The 16,896-nt window shown below is 64.9% G+C and carries 19 protein-coding genes; 9 read left to right on the forward strand and 10 right to left on the reverse strand.

Features of this window, described 5'->3' with window-relative positions:
* Positions 1-3: 3 nt before the first annotated feature.
* The 3 genes from DVO78_RS10420 to DVO78_RS10430 all read right to left on the reverse strand — a co-directional run bounded on the left by DVO78_RS10420 (position 4) and on the right by DVO78_RS10430 (position 4,276).
* A complete protein-coding gene (locus DVO78_RS10420) occupies positions 4-1,836 on the reverse strand; it encodes a DUF2207 domain-containing protein (RefSeq protein WP_120004840.1) in 1,833 nt (610 codons plus the stop codon).
* A gap of 80 nt (positions 1,837-1,916) precedes the next feature.
* Positions 1,917-3,140, reverse strand: a complete 1,224-nt coding sequence (locus DVO78_RS10425) for an MFS transporter (RefSeq protein ID WP_202912154.1) — start codon at positions 3,138-3,140, stop codon at positions 1,917-1,919.
* Between the two features lie 530 nt (positions 3,141-3,670).
* Positions 3,671-4,276 (reverse strand): GrpB family protein, encoded by a 606-nt coding sequence (locus DVO78_RS10430; protein ID WP_120004842.1) that lies wholly within the window; start codon positions 4,274-4,276, stop codon positions 3,671-3,673.
* A gap of 315 nt (positions 4,277-4,591) precedes the next feature.
* Here DVO78_RS10430 and DVO78_RS10435 point away from each other — a divergent pair, with 315 nt between their 5' ends.
* The 3 genes from DVO78_RS10435 (at position 4,592) to DVO78_RS18395 (ending at position 6,684) form a co-directional block, all read left to right on the forward strand.
* Positions 4,592-5,203, forward strand: a complete 612-nt coding sequence (locus tag DVO78_RS10435) for a TetR/AcrR family transcriptional regulator (RefSeq protein WP_120004843.1) — start codon at positions 4,592-4,594, stop codon at positions 5,201-5,203.
* 49 nt (positions 5,204-5,252) lie between these two features.
* On the forward strand, positions 5,253-5,879 hold the full coding sequence (locus tag DVO78_RS10440; RefSeq protein ID WP_157983989.1) for an ASCH domain-containing protein: 627 nt from the start codon (positions 5,253-5,255) through the stop codon (positions 5,877-5,879).
* A 349-nt stretch (positions 5,880-6,228) separates the two neighbouring features.
* A complete protein-coding gene (locus DVO78_RS18395; protein WP_202912155.1) occupies positions 6,229-6,684 on the forward strand; it encodes a PhzF family phenazine biosynthesis protein in 456 nt (151 codons plus the stop codon).
* On the opposite strand, the gene DVO78_RS10455 is transcribed toward DVO78_RS18395, so the two are convergent.
* Positions 6,592-7,074 (reverse strand): MarR family winged helix-turn-helix transcriptional regulator, encoded by a 483-nt coding sequence (locus DVO78_RS10455; protein ID WP_202912156.1) that lies wholly within the window; start codon positions 7,072-7,074, stop codon positions 6,592-6,594. The genes DVO78_RS18395 and DVO78_RS10455 overlap by 93 nt on opposite strands.
* A 91-nt stretch (positions 7,075-7,165) precedes the next feature.
* Between DVO78_RS10455 and DVO78_RS10460 the strand changes: the two genes are divergently transcribed.
* Entirely contained in the window at positions 7,166-8,605 is a 1,440-nt protein-coding gene (locus tag DVO78_RS10460; protein ID WP_120004845.1) for an MFS transporter, read from the forward strand.
* Positions 8,606-9,078: 473 nt separating this feature from the next.
* Here DVO78_RS10460 and DVO78_RS10470 read toward each other — a convergent pair whose 3' ends face one another.
* Together DVO78_RS10470 and DVO78_RS10475 are read right to left on the reverse strand one after the other, a co-directional pair.
* Positions 9,079-9,807, reverse strand: a complete 729-nt coding sequence (locus tag DVO78_RS10470; protein WP_202912157.1) for a DUF899 domain-containing protein — start codon at positions 9,805-9,807, stop codon at positions 9,079-9,081.
* Positions 9,804-10,280, reverse strand: coding sequence for an SRPBCC domain-containing protein (locus tag DVO78_RS10475; protein WP_120004847.1), 477 nt, complete (start codon positions 10,278-10,280; stop codon positions 9,804-9,806). Before DVO78_RS10475 ends, DVO78_RS10470 begins: the two co-directional genes overlap by 4 nt.
* Positions 10,281-10,296: 16 nt before the next feature.
* Here DVO78_RS10475 and DVO78_RS10480 point away from each other — a divergent pair, with 16 nt between their 5' ends.
* A complete protein-coding gene (locus DVO78_RS10480; protein WP_120004848.1) occupies positions 10,297-10,620 on the forward strand; it encodes an ArsR/SmtB family transcription factor in 324 nt (107 codons plus the stop codon).
* 88 nt (positions 10,621-10,708) lie between these two features.
* Here the strand turns inward: DVO78_RS10480 and DVO78_RS10485 are convergent, their stop codons facing one another.
* Positions 10,709-11,218, reverse strand: coding sequence for a DUF3995 domain-containing protein (locus tag DVO78_RS10485; protein ID WP_120004849.1), 510 nt, complete (start codon positions 11,216-11,218; stop codon positions 10,709-10,711).
* Positions 11,215-11,817, reverse strand: a complete 603-nt coding sequence (locus DVO78_RS10490; protein WP_120004850.1) for a TetR/AcrR family transcriptional regulator — start codon at positions 11,815-11,817, stop codon at positions 11,215-11,217. The genes DVO78_RS10485 and DVO78_RS10490 overlap by 4 nt, the downstream gene beginning before the upstream one ends.
* Positions 11,818-11,889: 72 nt before the next feature.
* On the opposite strand from DVO78_RS10490, the gene DVO78_RS10495 reads away from it, so the two are divergent.
* Positions 11,890-12,471, forward strand: coding sequence for a dihydrofolate reductase family protein (locus tag DVO78_RS10495; RefSeq protein WP_120004851.1), 582 nt, complete (start codon positions 11,890-11,892; stop codon positions 12,469-12,471).
* 106 nt (positions 12,472-12,577) lie between these two features.
* Here DVO78_RS10495 and DVO78_RS10500 read toward each other — a convergent pair whose 3' ends face one another.
* Entirely contained in the window at positions 12,578-13,912 is a 1,335-nt protein-coding gene (locus tag DVO78_RS10500; protein WP_120004852.1) for a carboxylesterase family protein, read from the reverse strand.
* Positions 13,913-14,613: 701 nt separating this feature from the next.
* On the opposite strand from DVO78_RS10500, the gene DVO78_RS18015 reads away from it, so the two are divergent.
* The 3 genes from DVO78_RS18015 to DVO78_RS10515 are packed head-to-tail and all read left to right on the forward strand — an operon-like array spanning position 14,614 to position 15,712.
* Positions 14,614-14,808: a helix-turn-helix domain-containing protein gene (locus DVO78_RS18015; RefSeq protein ID WP_420799090.1), complete on the forward strand. Its 195-nt coding sequence runs from the start codon at positions 14,614-14,616 to the stop codon at positions 14,806-14,808.
* Positions 14,809-14,835: 27 nt separating this feature from the next.
* Entirely contained in the window at positions 14,836-15,165 is a 330-nt protein-coding gene (locus tag DVO78_RS10510) for a helix-turn-helix domain-containing protein (protein WP_157983990.1), read from the forward strand.
* The gene (locus DVO78_RS10515; protein WP_120004854.1) at positions 15,158-15,712 is read left to right on the forward strand and encodes a hypothetical protein; all 555 of its coding nucleotides are present in this window, start codon (positions 15,158-15,160) and stop codon (positions 15,710-15,712) included. The genes DVO78_RS10510 and DVO78_RS10515 overlap by 8 nt, the downstream gene beginning before the upstream one ends.
* Positions 15,713-16,134: 422 nt before the next feature.
* Here DVO78_RS10515 and DVO78_RS10520 read toward each other — a convergent pair whose 3' ends face one another.
* On the reverse strand, positions 16,135-16,869 hold the full coding sequence (locus DVO78_RS10520) for an NYN domain-containing protein (protein ID WP_120004855.1): 735 nt from the start codon (positions 16,867-16,869) through the stop codon (positions 16,135-16,137).
* Positions 16,870-16,896: the final 27 nt, after the last annotated feature.

Genomic DNA, 16,896 nt, shown 5'->3' on the forward strand with positions numbered 1-16,896 from the left:
GAGTCAGCGCCCTCCAGCGGCCCCGCCGCCTCCGCCGCCGCCCACCCCGCCGGCGCCTGAGGACCCGGAGGTGCCCGAGGAGGTGGTCATCGCGCTGGTGAAACCGGACAGGGTGCTCTCCAGGGAGCCGGAGCCATCACGGAACAGACCCGGGTACCAGACCGGGTGGTCAATGCCATAGCTGCGGTAGGTGGCGTCCAGCACTTTGGACCACTGCTTCTCCAGGCCGTAGATCACGGCGAAGGGAAGGACCTTGTCGTAGAGCTGAACGGTTGCGGCGTCCTCTGCGTGCTGGCTCAGGGCATGTTCGGAGGACTGGAGCATCTCCCCATGGCCCTGTTCAGGGCCCCGGATGGTGGTCCGGACCGATTCCAGCTGCTGCCGCAGACCAGCGCCTTCGTGGGTGTGGACCCGCTGCGGAAACACGGCGATGAGTCCGCAGACCAGGCCGAGCATCCCGCCCAGCAGCGCGATGACGGTGGTGGTGACATTGTCACGGCTGGTGCCGATCAGCAGCAGTATTGCCACTGGCCCAATCAGGAGCAGTCCGGCTGCGGCGAGGAGTACCGCGGCTGAACTGTGTTTTTTGGTGAGAAGTCCGCGGGCTTCTGCTTCCTTGGGCCCCTCTCGGACCAGCTTCTGCATACTGGTGGAAAAGGACTGCTTGTCTTTGCCCTTGCTCGGCAGCTTGAAGGTGTCTCCGGGCTGGAGGGAGGGGAAGAGCATGGTCAGCAGGCGTTCCTCCAGCGGGTCGCGGGCCAGGTGGGGGTCGGTCAGGCGCAGCATCGGCTCCGGGGTGCGGCTAAAGACCCCGCTGGTCTTTCCGGAGTCTTCGATGCGAAGAGCTCCACGCACGGCCAAGCGCAGGATCTCCGCTGTCACCGGGGAGCCGCTCGCGGCTGTCACCGGGGCTGCGATGAGCATCGGCACATCATCTGGAATGCCGTACCGCGGCAGGGTGTCACCGGTGTCTTGACGGTGCCGGCTGCGGAGACGGAGAACCGTGATCAGCGCTGCTGTGCCAAGTCCGGCAGAAACCAGGCCCAGCACCGCTGGCAGGGTGTCGAGGATCCAGTTCGGCTGCCTTTCAGGCGGCTGCGGGACTGTGCCGGCCTCGAACCCCAGGGCCACGGTGAGACCTTCATAGCCCTCGAGGCTCACCGAGGGGACGGTGAATGCGCCGTCGTCCGGATCCCCGGTGTCGATCTCGCAGGGCTCAGACGAGCCCTCAGCGCCCGCGTAGCAGGCGGCATCACCGTTGAAGGCCTCGGCAAACTCCGGGCTCAGGTCAATCTGCACGGAGGCAGAATCGATCGACTGAGGACGCTGGCTGGGCACCAGATCCCAGTAGAACTCGTCGATATCGGCGTCGCCGGGGGAGTGGATCACGTTCTGCACGGTGTAGCTGAGCTGGTAGGTCTGCTGGCCGTGGACGTACTCGTCGTCGCCGATGAGGATCACCTGCATGCCGTCCTCAGTCTCGGTCTCGAACGGCACCTCAGCCCCTGAGGCGTCGGTGACGGCGATGTCCTCGGGTGCGGCAGGAGCGCTGTGATAGCGCAGCGGAAGAGCCCGCACCAGTCCACGGTTCTGGTCATGCTCCGGGAACCGCGCCACCAGTTCTTCGGTGACGTGCGCGACTGCGACATCGTCGTCGAGGTCGAGGTCGAGGTCGAGGTCGAGCTCGTAGCTGAGCTCCCAGCTGTCGAAGTGGAAGTTCTCCACATCTTCTGCCTCGACTGCGGCGGTTGGGGCGGCCGATGCGCCCAGCAGCAGCAGGGTGAGGGCCGGGATGAAGAGCCCTTGCCAGAACGGGCGAGAAGGTGAGGTTTCCATAGAGCCCAGAATAGGGGAGACGGACCGGGGCACTGCCCAAGGGGACTCTCACCGCCGCCAGCGGCCCACGGGTTGACTGCTCAGGAGGCTTCGGTGCGTTTGATCAGCACCAGCGCCAGAGCCGTGCAGGCCGAATACACGACGCCGACGGCGATCCAGCCGAGCTGAAAACCGCCCGAGGAGCTGATGATCGCCCCCATCCCGACTGGCCCCAGCGTGAAGCCCGCGAACATGCCGGCGGTGACGATCCCGCTGACAGAGGCCATTGATGAGGCAGGGGTCGAACGTAGCAGCGCGCTCATCAGCACCACGGCCACTCCCAGAGCCGAGGCGCCGTGGAGTATCACCGCCAGCCACAGCAGGGCTGCCCAGTCGGTCATTCCGGCACCGAGGAACGCAGCAGCCCCGGCCAGGGCGGTCAGTGCCAGGACCAGCAGCAGCGTCGGCGCTGAGGCGCCCCGGGCCATCACCCGGGCCCACCCCACCCGCGCAGCCACCCCGACCACACCTGCGACCGCGGCGGTGGCTCCGCCCAGAACCAGGGAGAATCCCAGCTCGCGGACGGCGAACAGCGGCAGATAGACATTGGTCGCCTGCACGCCGATGCCGTTGAGCAGGCCGAATGCTGCCAGGGCCCACACCGTTCCGGAGTGCCGGGTCAGGCCTGGGCGCAGGGGCGGCGGTGAGGAGGTACTGGTGGTTCCGCGCGGGGAGTTGTCCGGCCCAAGCCGTGGAGTAGAACTCAGCGCGTGCCAGGCCAGCAGCAGCAGGATGAATGGAATTAGCGAGCCCACCAGAGCTGCACCCCGCCATCCGACCCAGAGGGCCAACAGGGGAAAGGCCAGGCTGGCCACCAGCTGACTCACCTGCACCCCGGATTGTTTGATGCCTACCCAGCCGATGCGCTGTGCGGCAGGAACGCGCTCCAACAGGATTCGGTTGGTCACCCCGTTGGAGAATGACTGGGCGATGCCGGAGAGTCCGGCGGCCACCAGCAGCAGGGCATAGCCGCCGGGCAGACCGGCGAGCACCAGCGCCACAGCGGCAAGCAGGAAGAGCGCGCTCATCAGCAAGATGTCGGAACGGCGGTCAGCCAGACGTCCCAACGCGGCGTTTCCCACGGCCGCGCAGGCGAAGCAGACGGTGGCCAGCAGCCCGAACTGGACCGCATCGATTCCTAGTTCGGTGATGATGCTGTCGCTGGTGGCGCTGAGTCCGTAGAGCAGCAGCGGGCCGGCGCCGACTGCGCCCAGCAGGACTGTCAGCAGCGTGAAACCTGCCTTCGGAGCCGGCTTCTTCGGCATCACCACCTGCTTTCCCTCATCGCCTGGTCAGTCAGTCCGGGCCATTGAGGCCGTGACCGGACGCCCCTGATTAGCGAAAGGCCGTTCGCACGATGCCGGCGATCTTGTCCATGACTTCGTCGCCTTATCCGTCTTCATGGGGGACATGGGGAGCAACCCTTTTCTCGCGCCGCATTCACGGCATGGTGAACACAACCCCCCCAGGTCAGGGGTCGGTTGCGCAATCTCCATCGCGGACATGTCCTGGCCGGTGCCAGTCCTCTCCGCGAATGTGTCAGACGAGCACTTCGTCATCGACTGCGCGAGGGCACAGATTGTGCCAGAAATCAGCTTATCAGCCGCGAGCTTCATCGATGCCACAGGGAGTCAGGCGCAGTGTAGGCAAGAAACCGAGGTGATTAGGCAAAAGTGGCGCGTTCGTGACTGGTGTTTTGCGTTTGCGAGTTCACGCATCGGCGTCGTTCCCTGTCCAGATAGTTGCTAGTTGCGCACGTGGTTCCGCCGCTGGGCCTGATGTTGGCGGTGGGTGTTCAGAGGAGCCCGGCGTCACGGAACGCGCGGTCGTAGATCTGGCGGATCACCTGCTCTTTGCGGGCGTTGTACTGCATGACATGCTCATCTTCGGCACGGGCGGCCTCCGCGGCAGCCAGTTTTGCTTTCTGATACTGGGCGAGGTCCTCGGGATGGGCGATGAGCCAGTCGCGGAACATCCGATGCCGCACCGGTTCCGCGGCTTCTGGGCCGTAGACGTGCAAGTTCGCCCGTGGGTCACGATGGACCAGTGCCCGGTGCTCATACCACCACGGTTCACGGATGACGAGATCGAAGCCGGCAGCTTCCAGGTCTGAGGCCCATGCATTCTCATCAGCGGAGTCAGCAACGACCAGTGTGAGGTCAATGACTGGCTTCGCTGCGAGGCCGGGCACCGCGGTGGACCCCACGTGGTCGATCGCGAGCACGCGGTCGCCCAGCGCCACACGGACGCACCCCTCCAGCAGTCGGTAGGCCTCCGGCCAGCGCGGGTCGTAGGGCACGACCTCGACCCCCGGCTGCGGCTCCTTGCCCGGGAGGAAAGGCGATTCTCCCGGCGGCGGGTCGGTGGGCTTATGCTCGACGATCTCGCGTGCAGTAGGCATAGTGGCCAGCCTAATAGTCCGGAGTGGGACCTCGTTCGCCAGGTGGCCGACGTCGTGGCGGCGGAGTTCGGGGTCTCGCAGCCGACGGTCTCGGGGCACCTGAAGGTCCAGCGCCAATAAGCGTGCCCAAGCGGCGCGATGAGGCGCCGATCGTCGATGTCTTCCGCCACGGATTCGAGACCGGCTGCTTGGGCCCAAAGGGATGGAGTTCTTGCGTCTCGGTGTGCGGGACCAGGCTACCGATGTGTTGGCGGTGGTGAGGGGAACCGATGTCCATATGCCCATGCACCCACCGTATGTTGATACGGTATAGCCATGGTTCAGTCAGGTTCGCGCCGCATCAGGCGTGCCGGTGGTCCCAGGCGCACAGTGGTTCTCGGTCAGGTGGTTGATGTGCTGGCGGATCGAGGGTTCGCCGCGACCCGGTTCCAAGACGTTTCGGCGGCGTCGGGGGTGGCGGTCAGCACCTTGCAGGGCTACTTCGGCTCGCGTGAGGACATGCTGATCGAAGCACTGACAGGCGCGACGTCCGGTGAGGTGACAGCGCTCCATGAGCTTGCCGCCGGGTTCGGTGACCCGTGGCAGCAGCTGGTGGCGCTGATCGATCGAGGATTGTTCACCAGCGCCCGGACGTGGCGGATGCTGATGGAGTTCTGGACTGCTGCCGCCCACGACTCCGAACTGCGTGAACATGCCGCCGCCCTGGCTGAGCAGTATCGGGAGCCCTTCGTCGAGGCGCTGCGCCGCGGCGTCGATGCCGGTGCGTTCGAGCCCCGGTTCAACTCCGCGGCGATCGTCGATGTGGTCGTGGCGACGATGGACGGCCTGCTCTACCCGGTCGTGCTCGGACACCGCGGGTCAGACGTGACTGACTATCGTGACGTCGTGCTCGCTCAGCTCGCGCTCGTTCTCGGGAAGGATGCATGACGGCCGGCACCGTGCCTCCCAGGTCGGATCGGTCTCGCCGAGGGGACGCATGATTCTCACCGACCGCATCGCTCATGCGGTCGCCGCCGGCGAGGTCACCGTGGCCTACCGGCGGTGGAAACGGCCGCGAGTCAAGCCTGGCGCGACGTTCCGCACCGTCGCAGGTCTTGTCCGGGTCGAGACGATCGAGTCCGTCCCGGCCGGGGAGGTCACCGAGGACGACGCACGCCGGGCCGGCTACGCCTCGCTGGACGACCTGACAGCCACGTTCCGCGGCGTTGAGGTCGATCCGGTCTTCCGCATCGGGCTGTCCTGGGTGGCACCGGATGCGCGGGATGCCCTTGCCGCTGATGCGGACCTCACCCCTGATGACGTCGCAAGCATCGACGCGCTCCTGGACCGGCTCGACGCTCGCATCCCGTGGGCACGCACGACGCTGGCGCGCCTCCAACGAGAGCCCGGAATCACTGCGGACTCGCTTACCGAGGGCCTGCCGGTCGGAAAGGAATCGCTCAAACGCCGCATCCGCACACTCAAAGAGCACGGCCTGACTCTCAGCCTGCAGGTCGGCTATGAGCTGTCCGACCGCGGCCACGCCTACCTGGGAGCCACCGACCAACAAGAGCAGGACTTCCCCCATGACCGCGGTCGGGCTCGGGGCTCCGGGGCTCATTGACCTTCAAGCGGCCGACGAGGAAGCTGCCGCGAGTTCTACAGCGCGCTGTTCGGCTGGAAGATTGGTGTGCAGAATCTCTGCGGCTGCCGCTACGCTGGCACCGCGGATGAGTCGATCATTGCCGCCGACGCTCAGCGCTGAGGGCCTCACCGTGTACCAGCGGCTCGCGCTCCTGATCAACGACGGTGTAATCGAGCATGTTTTCTTTCCGGTGTTCCCACCTGACCAACATGCTCAGGTCGTCCTCGAATGGCTGGCTGCGAACCCTGCGCCAGAAAGCTCCACACAATGACTGGCACCATCCATATGGTCGCCGTGTTCGGCGCGCGACCCTTCACCGGGAATCCTCTTGCTGCCGCCCTCCAGCAGCCAGGCCGACTATCGGGTCCGTATCTTCACCCTCGATCGTGAGATGCCGTTCGCCGGACACCCCACCCTGGGCGCATGCCATGTCTGGCTCACTATCGGAGGCGAACCCCGCAACCGCACCGAAATCATCCAAGAGTGCGGTGCCGGGCCCGCAAAGCTGCGCCAGGACGAGAACGCCCACCTGTCGTTCGTCGCCCCGCCGTTGATCCGATCCGGGATGGCTGCGCAGACAGAACTCCGCGAAGCACAAGAGGTCCTCGGTGTTGACGCAGAGAACCCCGTAGGGCAGCCAACACAGCTGCGTCTTCGTGTGCGTTCACGCCTATGCCTGTCCAGGACGGGGTCACGCCGACGCTTCACCGTTTTCGGGATTCGATGGGTGGTCGAGGATGGTGCGCAGAGTTGTCGTGAGTGCTTCGCGTTCCCTCTCGGCTAGGTGTCCGAGGAGGTCGTGCTGAACGCCGTCGAGGACGCCGGCGATGTGCTGTAGTCGCTGTTGCCCAGCCTCGGTGAGGGTGATGAGGTTCTGCCGCCGGTCGGCGGGGTCCTGGCGGCGTTCGACGTATCGCTCGTGGACGAGGTTATTGATGGTGGCGACGATGTCGCTTCGATCGATGTGACACCGTCGGCCAAGCTCGGCCTGGCTGGTCGGTCCGAACTCTTCGAGGGCGGCGAGCACCGCGTAGTGGTAGCGGGTCGCGCCCGCCTCGGTCAGCGCCGCCGAGATGAGGCGGTTGGTGAGCGTGGCCGTCTGGGTGATCAACCAACTCGGGGTCTGACGCAGCCGCGCGGGCTGCAGAGCACTGGCTCCCTCAATCTCCTCCACACCTCTGAGACTACCAGAACTGTTGGCGTAACCAACGATCTGATATCGTTGGTATCGCCAACATTGGTCACACCAACGATATGGAGTAGGGATGGCTCAGGAGACAGCAGCGGGGCGGCGTTCGGGCGTCGCGCGATGGTGGGCGCTGGGGTGGATCTCGGTGACTCAACTGATGATGGTCGTCGACGGCACGGTGATGAACATCGCTGTGCCCTCCGCGCAGCACGACCTCGGATTGTCGGATGTGCAGCGTCAGTGGGTGATCACCGTCTACGTGCTGGCGTTCGGTTCGCTACTGCTGCTCGGTGGACGGGTCTCGGACGTGATCGGGCGGCGCCGTGCGTTGTTGATCGGGCTGGCCGGGTTCACCCTCGCCTCAATCGCCGGGGGTCTGGCCGTCTCGGCGGAGATGCTCATCGCCGCCCGCGCCGCCCAGGGAATCTTCGGCGCGCTGGCCACACCGTCGGCGCTTGCGTTGTTGTCGGTGACGTTCCCCGAGGGCGCCGATCGGGTCAAGGCGTTCGGGGTGTTCGGCACCATCATGGGCGCAGGCTCGGGCATCGGGGTCCTGCTCGGCGGCGCGCTCACCGATTCCTGGGGATGGCGGTGGGCGCTGCTGATCAACGCTCCCATCGCCCTGGCGGCCGGATCCGGGCTGCTCCTGTCCCTCGCGGCGGATGCGCGCGGTCGCGGCCGCATCGACATGCTCGGCGGCGTGCTCAGCGCCGCCGGGCTGACCGCCCTGACCCTGGGTCTGACGGCGGCGGAGTCGTCGGGATGGGGCTCCCCGCTCACGATCAGTCTGCTTGCCAGCGGCGCCGTGATCCTGGCCGCGTTCGTGGTCCGCCAGTGCACCGCCGCCCAACCGTTGATGCCGCTGTCGCTGTTCGCCGAACGTCTTAGGTCCGCGGCATTCACCGCGATGCTCGCCTGGGGCGTGGCGATCCTTCCCGCGTTCTTGTTCCTGAGCGTCTATCTGCAACAGCTCGCCGGGCTGAGCCCGTTGCTGACCGGCCTGGGCTTCCTCCCCTACACCGCAGCGATCCTGATCACGGTGCGCCTGGTCAGACCCGCCCTGCGGCGGGTCACCCCGCGGGTGTTCCTCGCCGCGGGACTCACCCTGCTCGCCGCGGGCCTAGTCGTGTTGACACAACTCGGACCCGACATGTCCTACTGGACGCACGTTCTGCCCATCTTCGTCCTGCTCGGCTTGGGCACCGGATGCGTACAACCCGCGGCCAACAGCGCCGCCACCCACCGCGCCGGTCGTGTCTCCGGGGTCGCCGGCGCCGTCGCCAGCACTTCCCAGCAAGTCGGCTCCTCCCTCGGCCTGGCCCTATTGGGCACGATCGCCGCGACCACCACCGCCGCCTCTTTGACCGGAACTACACCGTTGGACCTGCACGCCGCGACCCTCGCAGGCTACCAGGCCGCCGCCCTGACCGGCGCGGTGATCCTCACCATCGCCGCTCTCGGCGTCTTCCTCCTCGCCGGACGGCCGGAGATCGACTCACCGAAGGAGACCCCATGATCCTCATCACCTCGTCGATGCAGTGCATCTATCGCCCTCGCAGCTCAGCGGCTGTTCGTGGAGGCCTACGGCAAGCCTCACTTCACCTACCTGGCCGCCATCCGAGCCGAGCATCTCGCCCGACTGTCGCGGGAGACCGATCTGCCGATCGAGACTGTGATTTCGCGAGGTCGGCTGGCGCAGTCGAGGCCATGCCGCTCACATGTTCCGCCAGGCGGTCGGCGTCACCCCGATCCGGTACCGCCGGCTTGTTCGAAAGCACCGCCAGGCCGCCGCCTAACGTTGTTCGCTCTGCGCCGGCGTTGCACCTGACCTACATGACGGTCTCTATGCGGGTGGTGAGTGCCAGTGACGGCTATAAGTAAGTATCTGCTGCGCAGTGTGTCTGCCGCCGGTGACGACCGCTCGCTGTCGACACACCTGGCCTGCTACTACGCGGAGGAAGGTAAGCCGCTTCAGGCGTAGTCACATCCTTAACCAGGAGGTTGTGGGGAGCGTTCGTGGCATGCGCGTGGGTATTCGGCGTCGTCGTAGGAGTCGCTGAGCCGCATCCACGAATACGTCGGTTCCTGGGGCGTTCCGGCAGGCGAGCTCTCCCACTCTTCCTGCCGTCCGAAAGGGGTGAGATCGAGGAGGTCGAAGACCAGCATGAAAGGCTCTTCGCCGCGGGCGTGGGTCGACCAAGTGTGAAAGACGCGGTGACCTCGGCGCAGGAAGACGCTTACTGCTTGACGTTCCTCGCCATTGACGGTCGCCCCGAAGTCGACGTTGAACTGGTCACCGACGGTCGAGTACCAGGGCAGAGCCCATCCCATGCGGTCGCGAAAGGCATGCAGCCGTCCCACCGGTGCACGGGAGGTAAGCACTAACGAGGTTCGCCGAGCATGCAGGTGGGACAAGGGGCCGATATGCTCGGCCATCATCGAACACCCATCACATCCTTCCTCCCAGTCGGGTGCGAACATGAAGTGCTGAACTATCAGCTGAGGGCGCCCCTCGAAGAGGTCGAGCAACGTGACGGAGCCGTCGGGTCCGTCGAAGACATAGTCTGAGCGCACTTCGACCATGGGCAGTCGCCGGCGTGCCGCGCTGATCGCGTCCTTCATGCGTGTCAGAGCTTTCTCCTGCTGCAGCAGAACGCCTCTGGCGTCGTTCCAGGTGGCCCGGTCGACGACCAGGGGCCAGCCGTGTTCGATACTCACTGGTAGAACCCTTCGCGCAGATTGATGCCGTATTCGAGCCAGACTTTGAGGGCGGCGAGCATGCCGGTCCATCCTTCGCAGTTGCTGAATGCGGCTTCAGCGCCATGCGGAGTCGGCCGCCAGGAGGTCTCGGTGATTGTGACCAGCGTTCGGGAGTCACCATCTATGGGCTCGAACTCGAAGACCACTCTGGTGGTTCCACTCTCACTGGTCGTTGCCTCGTTGCCCCACTCGATGACGAGTCGATGAGGTGGGTCGGCATCGACCACCGTGACCGGAAAGGCCCCGGGGAAATCAGCGAAATCCCACACGACGCGGACGCCAGACTCCAGCCGCCCTCGGGCCCCACCGGTGGTGAAATACCGCGAGAGCTGAACAGGGTCTGCCACAGCCTCGTATACCTCCGCGCAGGGGCGTGCCACACGTCCTGAGACGGTGAAGGAGAGCTCGGTGAGGGCGGCACCGCTATTCATGTTGTAAATTTACAACATGAATGAGTTCACCGACAAGGGCTTTGATGATCGGGTCTTCAAGGCGTTGGCCTCGCCAGTGCGCCGTCGGATGCTCGATGAGCTGAAGAGGTCCACGCACACGACCGGATCGCTGTGTGCGCTGCTGCCCGAGCTGGACCGCACCACGGTGTTGCAGCACCTGCGAGTGCTTGAGCGGGCGGAACTGGTCACTGGACGCAAAGTGGGCCGGGAGCGCCACCTCTCGCTTGCCCCGCTGCCGATCAAGCGCATACATGACCGTTGGATCAGCGACTACATGAATGCCGCAGTCGACCTGCTCGACCACTTGGGCACCGATTGACGCCTGTCATGTCGACCATATGGCACCGGGGTGAGAGGCGATGCGTGGTGTGACTGACCTGAACCAATGCAGCCTCGTGGAGTTCGTTTCACCGCCTGTGGTGGGGCCGCGAAATCGCTAAAGCCGTGGTCAGAGCAAGACCCCATAGCGCGAAGTGCGGGCCCCAGATGAAGGCGTGGCCGAACAGGGCATCACGGTCTGGGACATCTGAGCCAATCCATCCAGCAAGAACGCCTATCCCTGCTGCTGAGTTGGCCCCGCCATAGAGAATAAGGCCCGGGCCGCCGACCCAGCTGATGAGCCGCCAGAAGCGTCGGCCCGGGATTCGGCCGTTCTGGGCCAGCAGTGGAATCCAAGCCGCACCAAGCTTGAGGACCCCGATCACGAACAGGCCGGCAAAAGTCCAGAACGACCCGTTCTGCGTCGCCTCGACCGCCCATTGGCCCACAGTCTCCAACAGCCATTGACCCCCGAAGGCCCAGTAGATGCTTGAGGCTGCGTGAAGGGTGCCCAGGATCGCGGCCGTCCAGAAGGCGATGGCAGCTCTCCGCGGCACAGGGTGACCCGCACTGCCGGCAGCGTTGAGCCGGGACTTCATTCGTTCCCCTCCTCGAGACAAAGCTCTCTCGATGGTGGTAGAAGGCCGGTAACGAGTGCATCGATGGCCTCATCGGTGGAGGACTCGGGCAGCAGTGGTGTAGTGAGATGGTCGAGGATCAGCCCGTCGATGGCGTAGTGGAACAGGGCGATCTCTTCGGGGCCGCCGGGCAGGCCGGCATTAGTGTTGAAATCGACATCAGCGGCGAAGGCCCTACGCCGCCAGTCGGCAAGCAGCGCGGCGATCTCGGGGCGCCTGCTGCTCTCCAGGCGCAGTTCTATCAGGGCAAGGGCCACCTCTGGGTTCTGCATCAGGCGCCGGACGATGTCCCGCAGATAGTCGGCGAACAGTTCACGGTCTGCCGGTCTTCCAGAGCGGGCTGCCAAGTCCTCGGTGCTGGGGGTCAGCCTCTCGCCGATGCGAACGACCAAAGCCGAGATCAGCGCCTCCCGGGTCCGGAAGTAGTTCGAGGTGGTTCCCAGCGGAACCCCGGCTACGCGGTCCACGCCTCTATGGGTCAGCCCCCTTGCGCCTTCACCGGCCAACAGATTCAGCCCAGCGTCGGCCAGCAGCTGTCGACGATCGTCATTACGTGCCACAGAACTTATCCTAGCCCAAGCACTACACATGTCGTACACTTTAATCACTACAGGTGAAGTGATTGGAGCGCGATGCGTGAACTTGTCTACTATGTCGCTGCAAGTATGGACGGCTACATTGCCGCACCTGACGGCAGATTCGACGCCTTCCTCCTCGAAGGGGATCACCTTAGTGAGGTGACCACCCGCTTCGCTGATGCCCTGCCTACTGATGCTGCCGAACATCTGGGCATTGATCAGCCCTGTGACAGATTCGCCACCGTGCTGATGGGATGGCATACCTATGCCCATGCGGTAGAGGCAGGAGTAGAAAGCCCGTATCGGCATCTGGAGCAGATCGTGTTCTCCCGCAGGCGCCACGCCGTGGCCGAAAACCTTAGAACCGTCGATACCGGCCCGGCAACCCTCGTCCGAGAATTGAAGCACGCACCCGGGGCAGACATCTGGCTTTGCGGTGGGGGTTCCATGGCCGGTCAGCTCATTGCTGAGATCGACCGGATCATCATCAAACGCAACCCTCTTGTGTTCGGCAGCGGCATCCCCTTGTTCGAGCCCACTGGGTACGCGCCGACGAGGTTCGAGCTCATCGACTCCAAAAGCTTCATATCCGGTGTGATCATCTCTGAATACACCCGGGAGGGCAGAGAGCGCTGAGCGGCATCAGACTGCGTTATGGCCATAGCTTCCGCTGTTCAGAGCAATGCCGACTCCGCTGCGCCCCTGCAGCACGAAGCATGGTCGCTTCGGATTGGTGCAGGAGTCACTTTGTCGCCCGGGAGTGCAACTTTCTGATGGTGATCAGGTGCGCGAGCCGCCGGTCGGGGAAACGTCCATCGCGAGCGAAGTCGGCCCAGAGCTGTCGAAGCTGAGTCGCGGCATCGCGAATCTGCGTGGCGCTCAGGCCCTGTAGAAGGCCAGTGCCGTGCCAGTCTTCCGCCCTGCCGAACAGAAGCGGCAGGTCGATGGTGTGGGCCGCGCCATACGGGCCGGCATTCCCTGGCCAGTCGATGCGGTAGGACCACCCGCGGCCTCCTGCTGCAGCGTGGGCTCGGGCGAATCGACGAGCCGAACGCGTGTAGATGACCTGTGTCAGGGACCAGGAGGCGGTCCAACGCAGAGCCCGCCCGATCAGAGGAAGCCGTGCCGCCCGGTCGAGCCCCGGCAGCGCGGGTAGGAAGAACCGTGCCTCGTCTGCGGTGTAGCCGATGAGCAGGTCGATCGCGGGTGCGTTGCGCGCCCAGGCGTGTTCGCATTCGGCCCAGGACGGCAGCGGCTCATGGCCGTACTGGACGCCGAAGGGCATCGACGCGGCTAGGCCGAATGCGGATGCCGCCTGCTCCGCCTCCCGCTGTGCTGCGAACACCTCGGACAGCGGGGCGTCAGCGCACAGTCCGGTGGTTGCGGCCACCATCGCCTCTGCGATCTTCTCACGCTGCGGGGAGCGTGACGGGGCGCTCTGGATGATCGCGCGCCGGAACAGTCGAGGTGCCTCGGGCAGAGTCATCAGATGTGCGACCGCATCGGCTCCGGCCGACTGTCCGAAGATGGTCACGTTGTCCGGATCGCCCCCGAATGCCCCGATGTTCTCCTGAACCCAGTGCAGCGCCGCGATCTGGTCGAGCAGGCCGAGATTCGCCGGCCTGGTGGCACCGTCCCCGAGGTAGCCGAGAATCCCGAGCCGATACGTCACGGTCACCACGATCACCTGCTGCTCTTCCACCAGTGGTGCAGGGTCCATGAGTCGAGCGTCCCCTGAACCGCTGGTGTAGGAGCCCCCGTGGATCCAGACCATCACCGGCAGCTGGCCGTCATGGATATCGTTGGGCGCTGTCACCGTCAGGCGCTGACAGTCCTCATCCTGCTGCGTCGCAACCCAGCCGACACCAAACATCTTCTCCAGCAGGGGGCTGTCAGGTTGGGGGCACGCCGGAGACTCCTCCAGGGCGGGGAGCGGCTCTGTCCAGCGCGGGAGCGGCTCTGGGGGCGCAAAACGCCGCGCAGATGCGTAGGCGATGCCGCGAGCGCGAAGTACCCCTCCATGTACTTGCGAGAGCACCACCCCGCACGGCGCGTCTATACGGGCCTCAGATTCCATGCCATCCTCCCCATCAGGCTCCAACGCCGGCCCGCCGCACGGCTCATGAAAGCCGGGAGGCCAAGTCGGCAGCGAGACAGGCCCGCATCAACGTAGGCGCCAGTAACAACTCACGGCCCAGTATGACAGAGACGATTACCGGTGCCGACCTGTCCGGAGATCGTCTAGATCACCACTTTCGACCATGGCGACGCCGCACGCCATCGCGGTCCCGTCACCCAGGTAAGAAGGAGACGTTCGGTTCGAGTACGCCCGTCCGTTCGACGAGCGGAACAGCCGAAAGGTGCGGGCCGACGCGTTGACCTGGGCGCAGAACGCTCGCAACGAGAACGAGGCCCGAATCCCGTCCAAGGGTGGTTCCTTGGTCGAAAGTTCGAACCTCGTTCGATGGGGGTCCCTGCGTAGCACCTTTGGCAACATTCCCCAAAGGACGAAGACCCTGGTCAACCGCGGGAATCGTGGGGTTTATCGGGGCCATCACCGTGGGTCGAAGGCGTCGGTGAGCGATGCTCGGGGGCCGCTGGTGCGGAGGATCGAGACGGCTCAAACATTTCTGACGGCCTCCGAGATCGACAGTCTTGTCGGGGACTACCTCGCGGGCGCGACCGTTCAGGAGTTCGCGCAGAAGTATGGGATTCATCGGGCGACGGTGTTCGCCCATCTGCGTCGTCGGAACACCCCGCGCCGGGTCCCGGGGCTGGATGTGGACGAGAAGGCGGAGACTGGTTCGCTTGTTCCGGGCCGGGGTCTCGATGCGCGCGATCGCTCGACGCCTGGGGGTCAGCCGCAAGGCCGTACGGAGGGTTCTGGTCGAAGCCAGCGCGAACTGGGAGCCCGAACGAGCTGCTACTGCGAGGGGACCTGATCAGCCATCGTGGACACTTGATCGTGCGTAAGTGGTCACGGTCGAGTACGCTGGAGGCATGGAGAGCATGACCGTGAACCCGGCACACCTGTCGAGCGACGACTGGGCGCGCGTGCGCGCGTTCCTGGACTCGGCGAAGAAGCGCGGCGAGGTCGTCGACTTCTCCACCCGTGTGGAGCTGCTGACCCCGGCGGAGGTCGCCCGGCGGCTCGGGATGTCGCGGTCTACGGTGCTGCGCCGGATCGCCGAGGGCGACATCCAGGCCACCAGGGTCGGCACCCACCACCGCATCCCGCTGAGCGAGTACGAGCGGTACAGCCGTGAGCTTATGCGTCGCATGGCCGAGGCATCCGCGGCTGACATCGAGGCCGAGCTGTTCGGTGAGTGAAGCAGCGCTGCTCTTCCTGGACGCCAACGCGCTCGCCTCGCCCGTCACTCGCACACTGCTGATCGCCGGAGCGCGGGCAGACAGTCTGCGGTGGACATGGTCGAAGCACGTCGAGGCCGAAGCCGACCGACACGCACGCGGTCAGGCATCGAGAACCTCCCTCGTGCGTACGGAGATTCTCGGCACCGAGCTGTCACCCACTGCGTCGAACACAGAAGGGCTGCTGACCAGCACCCTTGAGGATCGGCAGGTGGTGGCTGACGCGATCCGCGCGGGAGCTCGCTACCTCATCACGACCGACGTCGACGACTTCGCCTTCGACGATCTCGCGGCATATGGGATGAGCGCGGTGAACCCTGACTACTTCATGGCGTCACGGTTCACCGAACAGGCCTACCAGGAAGGCAGCGATCTGCTCGCAGCCGTGCAGAGGAATCCCGGCGCGCACCGCACCCGAGATCCACCGGATGCTCGGCCGCCGACATCCCCGCTTGGCCGCGCGCCACTCCAAGGCCTATGGCGCGACTCCAGTTCCGGCCGATCCTGACCAGCCGAGCATCATCTTCCGGGGAGCGGCCTGCATTCGTTGCGCGGCGCGTCTTGATGACACGGTGGGTTTGCAGCACGGGCTGTGCCCGGAGCACCTGTGTCTCGGATCGGGCAACAATGTCAGTGGCGCCAGCTACGGTTCTGGGTATGGCGAGTAGTTCTCACATGAGCCCATACGGCTCGGCACGCTATCTTCCTTCTGTCAAGGAGGAGCAGCAGCTGGCGGCGTTCAGGCTGTTTGGTTTCCTGGTGCCGCGCGCGGTAGGAGGACATGGTGGCTTGGGACAGCGTGGCTGTGTGTCACTCTGCCGCTGGTGACTCACGTGTGCCGAACGTCGCCGAGAAGCGTTTGAGACGAGAAAACCCGGCCCCAGAGGGGCCGGGTGGTATGGAAGAAGTATAGCAGTGTGACAGGCTCGGCTACCACTCTGGTGGCTTCGTGATGCGCGGAGCGATGGTCGGCGGGAACTGGTGGTCGTACCAATCTGACGGCTGCATCTGATACCACCAGTGGTCGCCCACGCCATCGGTGTGCTCGCCTGCGAGCTTACCGGCGCGATAGCCCTTCGTGGGGTTGACGAGCCCGATTGGCACGCGATCTCGCGCGAAGGTGACGGGGTAGGCTAGGTCGCTGTCGTTGGAGATCACCACGGCTGCGTCAATCGTGCCGGTGAGTATGTCGATGAGCAAATGAGAGGCGACGTTAACATCAGAGCCTTTCTCTTCGCGGCGAGCGACCGATGCCATGAATCGGGCGTCAGGGACGTCTTGCTCGGCTCCGTCCTGCACCATTAACGGCCATTGAGGCTTGCTGATGACAGGTTTGCCGTTCCGGCCGGCGGTCGCGAGCGGAGCCGTGGCGACTCGAGCGACGTAGTTGCCGTAGCTGATCTGAGTGACGGAGTCTGAGCGTTGCAGCGCACGTAGGTAGACGTCCTGTTCGCGCTGACCGACGGGGTTGCTGGCTCCACTCACTCTCGCGGTGCAGTAGGTGATCGTTTCGAGCGTCGGGTTATCCCAGTGAGAGTGCGTGGTGACAAGGGTGTGTGCCAACGATCGCAGATCGAGCCAACGCCACCCAGGCGTCGAACGGCCGCATAATCCTCGACCACCGTAGTAGAGGTTATAGCCGTCTATATAGATCCCGACCCGCATGGTGCTAATGGTAAGTGAAACCTCATG

This window comes from Nesterenkonia muleiensis, assembly GCF_003600155.1.
GTDB lineage: Bacteria > Actinomycetota > Actinomycetes > Actinomycetales > Micrococcaceae > Nesterenkonia > Nesterenkonia muleiensis.

What these genes read in the sequence shown, in the direction of transcription:
- DVO78_RS18015 (WP_420799090.1), top strand. Translation starts at nt 14,614, where the DNA reads ATGTGGACGAGAAGGCGGAGACTGGTTCGCTTGTTCCGGGCCGGGGTC.
- DVO78_RS10425 (WP_202912154.1), bottom strand. Translation starts at nt 3,140, where the DNA reads ATGCCGAAGAAGCCGGCTCCGAAGGCAGGTTTCACGCTGCTGACAGTC.
- DVO78_RS10435 (WP_120004843.1), top strand. Translation starts at nt 4,592, where the DNA reads ATGGTTCAGTCAGGTTCGCGCCGCATCAGGCGTGCCGGTGGTCCCAGG.
- DVO78_RS10440 (WP_157983989.1), top strand. Translation starts at nt 5,253, where the DNA reads ATGATTCTCACCGACCGCATCGCTCATGCGGTCGCCGCCGGCGAGGTC.
- DVO78_RS10495 (WP_120004851.1), top strand. Translation starts at nt 11,890, where the DNA reads ATGCGTGAACTTGTCTACTATGTCGCTGCAAGTATGGACGGCTACATT.
- DVO78_RS10500 (WP_120004852.1), bottom strand. Translation starts at nt 13,912, where the DNA reads ATGGAATCTGAGGCCCGTATAGACGCGCCGTGCGGGGTGGTGCTCTCG.
- DVO78_RS10475 (WP_120004847.1), bottom strand. Translation starts at nt 10,280, where the DNA reads ATGAATAGCGGTGCCGCCCTCACCGAGCTCTCCTTCACCGTCTCAGGA.
- DVO78_RS10485 (WP_120004849.1), bottom strand. Translation starts at nt 11,218, where the DNA reads ATGAAGTCCCGGCTCAACGCTGCCGGCAGTGCGGGTCACCCTGTGCCG.
- DVO78_RS10460 (WP_120004845.1), top strand. Translation starts at nt 7,166, where the DNA reads ATGGCTCAGGAGACAGCAGCGGGGCGGCGTTCGGGCGTCGCGCGATGG.
- DVO78_RS10430 (WP_120004842.1), bottom strand. Translation starts at nt 4,276, where the DNA reads ATGCCTACTGCACGCGAGATCGTCGAGCATAAGCCCACCGACCCGCCG.
- DVO78_RS10520 (WP_120004855.1), bottom strand. Translation starts at nt 16,869, where the DNA reads ATGCGGGTCGGGATCTATATAGACGGCTATAACCTCTACTACGGTGGT.
- DVO78_RS10480 (WP_120004848.1), top strand. Translation starts at nt 10,297, where the DNA reads ATGAATGAGTTCACCGACAAGGGCTTTGATGATCGGGTCTTCAAGGCG.
- DVO78_RS10420 (WP_120004840.1), bottom strand. Translation starts at nt 1,836, where the DNA reads ATGGAAACCTCACCTTCTCGCCCGTTCTGGCAAGGGCTCTTCATCCCG.
- DVO78_RS10510 (WP_157983990.1), top strand. Translation starts at nt 14,836, where the DNA reads ATGGAGAGCATGACCGTGAACCCGGCACACCTGTCGAGCGACGACTGG.